General features: G+C 48.3%; 7 protein-coding genes and 3 tRNA genes. 3 read left to right on the forward strand and 7 right to left on the reverse strand.

The features are described from left to right. Positions 1 to 77 (reverse strand) — tRNA-Pro (locus tag QMA35_RS20135). A 227-nt stretch (positions 78 to 304) separates the two neighbouring features. Here QMA35_RS20135 and QMA35_RS20140 point away from each other — a divergent pair. After that, positions 305 to 874 carry an alkylphosphonate utilization protein gene (locus QMA35_RS20140; protein ID WP_281648940.1) on the forward strand — a complete coding sequence of 190 codons (570 nt, stop codon included), beginning with the start codon at positions 305 to 307 and terminating at the stop codon, positions 872 to 874. A 68-nt stretch (positions 875 to 942) separates the two neighbouring features. Here the strand turns inward: QMA35_RS20140 and QMA35_RS20145 are convergent, their stop codons facing one another. Further along, a complete protein-coding gene (locus QMA35_RS20145) occupies positions 943 to 1,665 on the reverse strand; it encodes a DUF3581 family protein (RefSeq protein ID WP_281648941.1) in 723 nt (240 codons plus the stop codon). Between the two features lie 168 nt (positions 1,666 to 1,833). Here QMA35_RS20145 and QMA35_RS20150 point away from each other — a divergent pair, with 168 nt between their 5' ends. Further along, complete coding sequence (locus QMA35_RS20150) at positions 1,834 to 3,591, forward strand: serine/threonine-protein kinase (RefSeq protein ID WP_281648942.1); 1,758 nt, start codon at positions 1,834 to 1,836, stop codon at positions 3,589 to 3,591. 50 nt (positions 3,592 to 3,641) lie between these two features. Here QMA35_RS20150 and cysS read toward each other — a convergent pair whose 3' ends face one another. The 3 genes from cysS to QMA35_RS20165 all read right to left on the reverse strand — a co-directional run bounded on the left by cysS (position 3,642) and on the right by QMA35_RS20165 (position 7,037). Beyond that, positions 3,642 to 5,024 carry a cysteine--tRNA ligase gene (gene cysS, locus QMA35_RS20155; RefSeq protein WP_281648943.1) on the reverse strand — a complete coding sequence of 461 codons (1,383 nt, stop codon included), beginning with the start codon at positions 5,022 to 5,024 and terminating at the stop codon, positions 3,642 to 3,644. A 35-nt stretch (positions 5,025 to 5,059) separates the two neighbouring features. Then, positions 5,060 to 6,757 carry a glutamine--tRNA ligase/YqeY domain fusion protein gene (locus QMA35_RS20160; RefSeq protein WP_281648944.1) on the reverse strand — a complete coding sequence of 566 codons (1,698 nt, stop codon included), beginning with the start codon at positions 6,755 to 6,757 and terminating at the stop codon, positions 5,060 to 5,062. A gap of 154 nt (positions 6,758 to 6,911) precedes the next feature. Then, complete coding sequence (locus QMA35_RS20165; RefSeq protein WP_281648945.1) at positions 6,912 to 7,037, reverse strand: hypothetical protein; 126 nt, start codon at positions 7,035 to 7,037, stop codon at positions 6,912 to 6,914. 161 nt (positions 7,038 to 7,198) lie between these two features. Here QMA35_RS20165 and yjjX point away from each other — a divergent pair, with 161 nt between their 5' ends. Further along, positions 7,199 to 7,735 (forward strand): inosine/xanthosine triphosphatase, encoded by a 537-nt coding sequence (gene yjjX / locus QMA35_RS20170; protein WP_281648946.1) that lies wholly within the window; start codon positions 7,199 to 7,201, stop codon positions 7,733 to 7,735. Between the two features lie 77 nt (positions 7,736 to 7,812). On the opposite strand, the gene QMA35_RS20175 is transcribed toward yjjX, so the two are convergent. Then, positions 7,813 to 7,899: transfer RNA gene (locus tag QMA35_RS20175), tRNA-Leu, on the reverse strand. A 61-nt stretch (positions 7,900 to 7,960) separates the two neighbouring features. After that, positions 7,961 to 8,034 (reverse strand) — tRNA-Cys (locus tag QMA35_RS20180). Positions 8,035 to 8,174 lie beyond the last annotated feature (140 nt).

Here is an 8,174-nt window from a genome sequence, read left to right on the forward strand (position 1 = left end):
TGGTCGGGGTAGAGAGATTCGAACTCCCGACATCCTGCTCCCAAAGCAGGCGCGCTACCAGACTGCGCTATACCCCGAAACTTGCTGCTGAATACGTTGCCGTGTTCAGCAGACGCGGCGAATATTACTGATCCGCGAGGCCTTCGTCAACGGCAAAAAAACACATCACCAACAAACAGTTAACTCGTATTGAACTTATTACAGGTTAAGCAAAAAGATAAGAAACAGCCACCCTTCTTCTTCCTTTCTTATAATTAACCACCACCCCATAATACGCCGCCTTAACTTTTCCAGGTGTAAAACCATGACCGTTGAACAAGCCCTGCATCAGCGCAGCGAATCCAGATGCGAACTTTGTGGTTCCGAAGACACTCTTGGCGTGTACGAAGTCGCACCCTCCGATTCTTCCGCGGAACAATCTGCACTTATCTGCAAGAAGTGCCAAGAGCAGATCAATTCCAACAACCTGGATGAAAACCACTGGCACTGCCTGCGGGATAGCATGTGGAACCCTAATCCTGCTGTGCAGGTGATGGCTTGGCGCCTACTGAAAAGCTTACCCTCTGGAGGCTGGGCACAGGATTTACTGGACATGCTCTATCTGGAAGATGACACCCAGGAATGGGCAGAGGCGGGCTTAAAGAGCGATGACGAAGACAATGCACCCACTTTAGATAGTAACGGCTCCCCTCTTCAGGAGGGTGACTCTGTCACTATTATTAAAGATCTCGTGGTGAAAGGCGCCGGTTTCACCGCCAAGCGGGGAACAGCTGTTCGCAACATCTCTTTAACCTCCAACCCGGAACATATCGAAGGCCGGGTAAACGGCACCCGTATCGTACTGCTTAGCTGCTACCTAAAAAAATCAAACTAATGACTTCGGGTAAATAAAGAGGGGGCTTCAAATGAAGCCCCCTCTTTATATATTCAACTCAATACCGGTCAGACTGTAAAGCCATCCCGGTAATCGTCCCGCCTCTGAATATACCGATCAACAATCTCATCCATCACTGGCTGATTAAATTCACGCAGACTGGAAAGAACCATGGTCTTCTTTCCACGACCAACAACCTGCCCGTCATCCTTAAATACGAACTCCAAAGAGACATTGCCACGACGACCATCCACCTGCAGGTCAGCACCACAAGCTTCCAACACCGGGGTCACTAAATTAGTCCGATCCAGATCAATGGACATACTTTCATAAACAACCAGTGGACGTGCCGGGTTAATCATAACCCCACCCTCTCTCATCAACGGTACCAGGACATGAGGGAAGTTTTCTCCGGAAAAAGCTACATAGCTACGAATCAATTTCTCAATAACATCCGCATCAGTAATTCGCTCACCATCACTGCAAATTTCCAGATATTCTTTGCCAGACTCATTAGCTAGCGCCTTACATCCGCTTGGCAGATCAATCAACGACAATGATTCATCATCACCAACCATTCCTTTAAAGTGAACACGCAGACTCTTACTCACTCCCTCTTCTACCAGGATCTTGGCAAACAAAAGGTCTCCAGGTACACAGAATCGCTTACTATCAACATCATGAATAGGATTGAAATCGTTAGCTACCTGCTTGGCAAACTGGCTGGCCTGCTCGCGGGTAAAAGAAAAACGACTATCTGCCTGAGCGGTAAAGAAACGAGTCAAAAACATACTGTGTGCTAAGGGATATTTCCCTCACATGTCTCCGGAATATTGGAATAACACCATCATAAACCAGAGCCTTGTCATTTCTGTATGGTAAAAACGTAGTTTTTTGTACACATACCGTTGCTGAATAAGACACACAACCCCTACCAATACGTCAGCACTGGTCTAACATTGCCCAAAAATGCAGGATCGCATCAAATGCACCTCAAGGCATGGATCTTTTCCTTCTTTCCAGTGCTTTTTTTCGGCATATGTCTTCCTGCGTACAGTACACTCTACGCTGTTATTCTAAAAACAGCAGGTACCGATGCACAATTACCATACATGCAAGCAAGGACACTACTGACACAAAACTGGTACCAGCTGACACTCAAACCCCTCGAAGAAAGCTCTCTTCCAAGTAGCGAAAGCCTGCAGCAGGCATTAAATGAAGAACTACCTAAAGTCAGCCTGACCAAACAGCAAGCACCTAACGGCTCATACTTTTACACCGGCACAGATTCCACCAATAACAATTTTTATATTGGCTGGCTCGTTCAGCACCCTGCAAGATATACAGCCGATCTTACTGTAGTTACAACACTTTACAGCCAGCTTCTTTCCAGTCGGCCCGTCATTGAGCTCAACGCACCTCCACCCGAACTCACCAGCTACCCTACCCCCATACCAGAAGTCACACTATTAAAAGCATCTCATCCCGACAACCATGAAACCAAAGAATACTCATTGACCTATCTGGAAATTTTCAATTCTTGCAGATATTTGCTAACCCCTGCAATACCTGAAGGAACACCCGTTAACCAGCTCCTCCATCGACTTGAGACTTTAAGAATAACACCACAGTTTCAACCACAAACAATGTCACGCACTATGAAATCTCGTCGCCACAACCAACCTTCTTTAATTGCAGCTGTTCCACCGCCTCATAGTCTCCAGTTAGACCAACACCATGAACCCAGGGATGACTCCCATGTACTCAACGGCGAAGCCAATCACTTAAGCACACAGGAATTACTGTCAAGCGGTATACCCCAGAGGCCAGATTTAATACCCTGGAAAACCATCACAACTTTTAGGAATGGGGATTTCGGAAAGGTTCAGCTTCTCCAGTCGCCACACAATCGTAAGCTGGTCATTAAAAGGATTAAGAGCGACAGAGAGAACTATAAATACCTATCCAGAGAAACGTCCTTTCTTCACCAAATGAGTCACAAATTTATTATTCAACTTCAGGGAATAGCTGTTCGTACCACCCGCAACGGAGGAAAAGAGCTATGGGTCGCACTGGATTATTTTCCCGAGGGGGATATGAGCGATTTATTAAAAAACAACCCCAGCCTATTTACCGATCAAAACATTAAAGCCATTATCCGAGGAATAAGCAGCGCCATTGAATACTTGCACAATAGAGACATCGCTCACAGAGACCTTAAACCAGACAATATATTACTGGCATCGGACAAAGGTACTTTCACACTGATAAAGCTTGCCGACTTTGGCTTGGCTACCTATGCCGGCCCCGGTAGCTGCAACTCATTACCCTGCGGCAGTCCAAACTACGTTGCACCAGAGGTACTTACCACCTCCCCACCCTATCGGACAGTAAAGAAATCCGACATCTGGGGCATTGGCCTTATTTTATTTGTCAGCTATGTCAAAAACACGCCTTATCCGCGCCGGCTAGAAAGCCCCAGAGCTCTGATCAATTGGAGAACAAGATACCCCGAGCAAGAAGCAGGATCACCGAGTTCAATAGGCATGTTTCAAGGATCAAGCCCAAGCCCCCCATCAGAAGCCGGGGACATGGTCACCCAGTGCTGTGCACTGACACCAGAACACCGCCCCGATGCGAAGACAATCCTTATCCATCCTTTTTTACAGGAGCCTGTCAAAGCCGTTCGTAAAGTGCACCCCAGCACCAAAATGTAACAGACAAAAGAAAAGGCGCACGAAGGCGCCCTTTCACCAAACAAGTTTAATCATCGCTCAATCTGCCAGGTAGTTCCCTCGCGGGTATCCTTGAGCTGAACGCCGCTCTCAGCCAGCTCTGCACGTACGCGATCCGCTTCGGCAAAGTCTTTTGCCTTCTTGGCTGCTTTACGCTTTTCAATCATCTCCAGAATCCAGGCCTCATCCACATCACCACCCGATTTCAGAAACGACTCTGGATTGCCCTGCAGCACCCCCAGAACGGAACCCAACTCTTTAACCAGCGCCGCCAACGCCAAAGCTTTATCAGATTTTTCAGCTCGAGCCTTGTTCAGTGCACGCACCAACTCAAACAACACACCTAAAGCTTCAGGAGTATTGAAATCATCTTCCATCGCCTTATGGAAACGCTGCTCGAATTCTGTCCCTTGCTCTGGAACAACACCATCCACATCCAGACCATCCAAAGACGTATACAAACGCTCAAGACGAACAGCCGCTTCTTTGAGGCTGTCTTCTGAATAGTTGATCGGGCTGCGGTACTGACTGGAGATCAGAAAGTAACGCACTACCTCAGCCGGATACTTTTCCAGCACCTCACGGATAGTGAAGAAGTTGCCCAAACTCTTGGACATCTTTTCGTTATCCACCCGCACCGCGCCAGCATGCATCCAGGTGTTAACAAAGGTTTTACCATTAGCCGCTTCGCTCTGGGCAATTTCGTTTTCATGGTGCGGGAATTTCAGATCCGGCCCACCGCCGTGAATATCGAAAGTTTCGCCCAGACAGCATTTACCCATAGCGGAGCACTCAATATGCCAGCCAGGACGTCCACTACCCCAAGGGGATTCCCAGTAAGGTTCACCCTCTTTCGCTCCTTTCCAGAGAACGAAATCCAGCGGGTCCTCTTTCTGCTCCTCAACACCAATACGGGCACCAGCCTGTAACTCTTCAAGAATTTTACCGGACAACTTGCCGTAGCCTTCAAACTTATGAACCCGGTAATACACATCACCATTGCCCGGTGCGTATGCAAAACCCTTGTCGATCAAAGTGCTGATCATGTCCTGCATTTCACCAATATAAGCCGTTGCCTTGGGCTCGGCATCCGGAGGTAAAACACCCAACTCGTGACCATCCTTGTGCATTTCGGCAATCATGCGGGTGGTCAGATCAGTAAACTCTTCACCATTTTCGTTAGCGCGCTTGATGATCTTGTCATCAACATCAGTAATGTTGCGAACATAGGTCACCTTATATCCACGGGAACGCAGATACCGGGTGACCACATCGAAAGACACCAGCACCCGGGCATGCCCGATATGGCAGAGGTCGTATACGGTCATACCGCACACATACATACGCACCTCGCCATCATTAATCGGCTTGAATTCTTCCTTTTTACGGGACAGGGTGTTGTAAATCTGTAACACGTCAGTCTCCCTCAACTGTCTCAGTCAGGCTACCTTTAGGCTTTGGCAGCCCAAGTGTCTTTCAGGCCAATCGTCAGGTTAAACACAGGTTTTTCAGCACTGTGATCATAACGATCAGCAACAAAGTATCCTTCACGTTCAAACTGAAAACCCTGCTCTGGCTCAGCATTCACCAGACTTGGCTCAACCCAGGCTTCAGTTACCTTGAAAGACTCAGGATTCATATGGGTCAGAAAGTCTTCATCACCTCGATCCGGAGCTTCATGGTTAAACAGGCGATCGTAAATACGCAGTTCAGCTTTCTTGCCATGCTCTGCAGACACCCAGTGAATAACTCCGCGCGGACGAACACCTTCTGGGGGATTCTCTCCCACGGTGCCAGGCACATAGCTACAGCGAATTTCGACAATCTCGCCACTTTCGCCCTTGATGGTTTCTTCATGCTTGATCACATAAGCACCACGCAGGCGAATATATTCCTCACTGACCAGACGCTTGAACTTCTTGCGAGACAAAGTGTTGTCTTCATTGAAGTCGGCACGGTCAATATACAACTCACGGGTAAACGGCAGAGAGCGCTCACCCAATTCAGGGCGATTCGGATGAACCGGAGCCATCATATTCTGGGTTTCACCTTCTGGCAGATTGGTAATCACAACCTTCAGAGGATTCAGGACCGCCATGGCACGGCCAGCATTAGTGTTCAGATCATCACGAATAGCATGCTCCAGCATGGAAAAGTCGGCAATTCCGTCAGTCCGACTGATACCCACCATTTCGGCAAATTTGCGAATAGAACCAGGGGTGTAACCACGGCGACGCATACCGGAAACAGTCGGCATACGGGGGTCATCCCAGCCACTCACCAGTTTCTCATCTACAAGGCGCTTCAGCTTACGCTTTGAAGTCACCACATAGTTCAGGTTGGTACGGGCAAATTCATACTGAGTTGGCCTGGTCGGCACTGGCAGATTCTCCAGAAACCATTCGTACAAGGGGCGATGATCCTGAAATTCCAGAGTACAGATGGAGTGAGTCACACCCTCGATGGCATCTTCCTGACCATGGGCAAAATCATAGCTTGGGTAGATGCACCACTTGTCACCTGTCTGGTGATGAGCCACCTTGCGAATACGGTACAGAACCGGATCCCGCATATTCATATTGGAACTCTGCAGATCGATCTTGGCACGCAGGCAGGCCTTGCCTTCTTCGTAGTCACCGGCACGCATCTTTTCGAATTCGACCAGGTTCTCTTCCACACTCTTGCCGCGATCAGCCGTCTCGACACCGGGCTTATTAAAGTTGCCACGATTCTCACGCATGGTTTCTGCGTCCTGATGATCCACATAAGCCTTGCCTTCGCGGATCAGATGCAGCGCCCACTCGTAGAATTGGTCAAAATAGCTGGAGGCGAAACGAACATTGCCCGCCCATTTAAAGCCCAGCCACTCTACATCTTCCCGAATCGCATCGATGTAAACCTGCTCTTCTTTTTCAGGGTTTGTGTCATCAAAACGCAGGTTGCACTCGCCTTCATATCTTTCCGCCAAGCCAAAGTTCAGGCAGATGGAAGTCGCATGCCCTACATGCAGGAAACCATTAGGCTCCGGCGGAAAACGGGTCACAATTTTGTTTCCGGGAACACGCCCTTCTGCGAGGTCGCGCTCTACAATCTGTTCCAGAAAATTACTGGCCCTGCCTGTTTCACAGGATTTGTCTGTTTTGCTCATGGGTTGCGTGGATAGCTTTTGAGAGATAAATACCGGCCGCCTTGCTTAAGAAAGGAACCGCTCCTGCGTTCATATTAGCCACAGACTTGTGGATGAGCGCCAGGTTTGTCCTTCAGGGCATGACAACAGAAGAAAATCTGTTTAACGCGCTTGGTTATTGCGGTTGCTGAAGAGTCTGTTGCTGCGCCTGATCAGCAACCATACTACAGCCGCTTACGCCAACAGTCACAGCACCCACGAATACAGCTGTCAGTTCACTGACCAGCATTTTGCGCATCATCAAACAAATTCCTTATACAACCTCCCGGGAACCCGGGAAGAAAGACACCAAACATCCCTGAAAGAGGGAAAATTTACACGAATGAGCAGATTATCATTATCGCCGGAACAGGTACAATTTCACGCCCAATTACTTCCACAAATATTGAGAAGGCGCCTGTTTTGTCCAACGTCACCACCTCAGACACTATCAACATCATTGTTGCCTCCATGAATCCTGCAAAAATCAAAGCAGTAGAAAGCGCCTTTGCAGAAATATTTCAGGAATCACTCAATGTCAGCGGCATTAAAGTCGCCAGCAATGTTGCGGAACAACCCATGACCAATGCCGAAACCTTACTCGGCGCCCGCAATCGAGTAAACAACGCCCAAAAGGAACAACCATCTGCCGATTACTGGGTAGGCCTTGAAGCTGGCATTGAAGGCAATCATACCTTTGCCTGGATGGTGATCAGCAACGGCAAACAACATGGAGAAGCCTGCTCTGCCAGCCTTCCCTTACCAGCAGCAGCACTCAACGGCGTAAAAACAGGAAAGGAATTAGGCGATGTCATGGATGAACAATTCGGTACATCCAACATCAAGCAGAAAGGCGGTGCAATTGGGTTACTGACCAAAGGCATTTTAACCCGTTCTTCGGTTTATCATCAGGCGCTGATTCTGGCCCTGATTCCTTTTGTGAATGAAGAAAGATTTTAAGACTTCAGGTTTTTACAAACCCAGAAACGAAAAAACTCCGGAAAGTCCGGAGTTTTAAATATACGAAAAGCAAAATATGGTGCCCGGAGCCGGAATCGAACCGGCACGACCTAACGGTCGGCAGATTTTAAGTCTGCTGTGTCTACCAATTTCACCACCCGGGCAGGGTGTTGCCGTAAGGCAATCTACAAAAAAACATCGAAGCGTGAAGATTCGATGTAGATTTGGAGGCGAGTACCGGAGTCGAACCGGTCTAAATGGAGTTGCAGTCCACTGCATAACCGCTTTGCTAACTCGCCTTTATTCCACCACTCTATAACAAAAAGAGTGGAGCAGGAAACGAGATTCGCCGAACTTTGGAGAGACGACCCCAACCTTAGCAAACTTCCTTTCTAACCATCACTCTAAAACGATAAAGTGGAGCGGGAAACGAGATTCG

Source organism: Parendozoicomonas sp. Alg238-R29 (assembly GCF_947331445.1).
In the GTDB taxonomy this organism is placed as follows: Bacteria; Pseudomonadota; Gammaproteobacteria; order Pseudomonadales; family Endozoicomonadaceae; genus Sansalvadorimonas.

Excerpts from the sequence above, each read along its gene's own strand:
- QMA35_RS20140 (WP_281648940.1), top strand. The coding sequence starts at position 305 with ATGACCGTTGAACAAGCCCTGCATCAGCGCAGCGAATCCAGATGCGAA.
- QMA35_RS20145 (WP_281648941.1), bottom strand. The coding sequence starts at position 1,665 with ATGTTTTTGACTCGTTTCTTTACCGCTCAGGCAGATAGTCGTTTTTCT.
- QMA35_RS20160 (WP_281648944.1), bottom strand. The coding sequence starts at position 6,757 with ATGAGCAAAACAGACAAATCCTGTGAAACAGGCAGGGCCAGTAATTTT.
- QMA35_RS20165 (WP_281648945.1), bottom strand. The coding sequence starts at position 7,037 with ATGATGCGCAAAATGCTGGTCAGTGAACTGACAGCTGTATTCGTGGGT.